Annotated in this window: 1 protein-coding gene; it reads right to left on the bottom strand. The window is 69.4% G+C overall.

The window, feature by feature from the left end; all coding sequences use genetic code 11:
• Window positions 1–114 precede the first annotated feature (114 nt).
• Entirely contained in the window at window positions 115–1380 is a 1266-nt protein-coding gene (locus tag AC0699_RS39745) for an IS701 family transposase (RefSeq protein WP_478671602.1), read from the bottom strand.
• Window positions 1381–1450 lie beyond the last annotated feature (70 nt).

Below are 1450 nucleotides of genomic sequence, written 5' to 3'. Positions count from 1 at the left end.
TAGTAGGGCTTGGTCAGGTTGGTATCGCCGTGGGTATGTCGCGGTGACAGGTGGGGCAGGCGCCGGTCCAGACCGCGAGGAGTAACTGCATCTCGCGGACGACCTGGTAGAGGCTCAGGCCGGCGCCGTCTCTTTTGGGGTGCGGGCCATGCGCTGGAGGGTGCAGAAGGCGTGGGCGGCGGAGACGAGGGTGACGTGGTGGTGCCAGCCGTTCCATGTGCGGCCCTCGAAGTGGGCCAGGCCCAGGGCCTGTTTCATCTCGCGGTAGTCGTGCTCGATGCGCCAGCGCAGCTTCGCGGTGCGCACAAGGGTTGCCAGTGGGGTGTCGGCCGGCAGGCTGGACAGCCAGAACTGGACGGGTCCGGCCTCGGTGGCCGGCCATTCCGCCAGTAGCCAGCGCACGGGCAGTTCGGGACTGTCAGCGGCTTTACGGATCTCGCGTCCGGCGGGCCGGATCCGCAGGGCCACGAAGCGCGAGTACATGCGCTTGAAGCCGCTGCGGCCGCTGCCCGGGCGGGAGCCTTCCCGCCACTGCACGGGCCGTGCGGCCCTTTTGCCGGCAGCGATGACCAGTGCCTTCACTGTCTGGGCCGCTTCGGGATAGGCAGGCTGGGGCCGGGGGCCGCGGCCACTGTAAGGCGGGGTGTGTGGCCGTGCCTGTTCCGGGTGGGCGGTGGTCGTGGTGGAGATGCCCACCACGTAGTCGAGCCCGCGTTCTTCCAGGCCCAGCCGGAACGCTGCCGTATCGCCATAGCCGCCGTCGGCAACGGCGAGGGGGACATCGATGCCCCAGGACCGGGTCTCGTCGATCATGTCCAGGGCCAGCTGCCACTTCTCGACATGGCCCACCTCCGCGGGGATGCCGCACCGCTCGCGGCGGGCCACCTTGGCCGGGTCGGCCTGCGGCGAGGCCGGATCCCAGCTCCTGGGGAGGAACAAGCGCCAGTCGATCGCCGTCGAGGCGGTGTCCGAGGCCAGGTGCAAGGACACGCCCGCCTGGCAGTTGGTGACCTTGCCGGCGGTGCCGGTGTACTGCCGCGACACACAGGCCGACGCGTCACCGTCCTTGAGGAAGCCCGTGTCATCAATGATCAGCGCGGTCGGCGTGATCAGCGGAGCCATCTTCCACGCGAGGCGGGCCCGCACATGCGCCGGATCCCACGGGCTGGTGGTGATGAAGTGGGCCAGAGCCTGCCGGTTGCCGTCCTCACCCAGCCGCGCGGCCATCGGCTCCACCGATTTGCGCTGCCCGTCCAGAAGCAGACCCCGCAGATACACCCCGCCCCACCGACGCTGATCCGCCCGCGCGAACGGCTCGAACACATCCGCCGCGAAGTCCTCCAGACGGCACCGGACTACATCCAACTCCTCAGGTGTCACCCCCGGTCAACGACACAGCCCCCTCAACCGGACACGCCACCGGCGAGTGAACCTGACCAAGCCCTACTAG

It is taken from the genome of Streptomyces sp. NPDC043870 (genome assembly GCF_056435785.1).
Note: the sequence above shows the minus strand (reverse complement) of the source record. Positions and strands in the feature narration are given on the sequence as shown.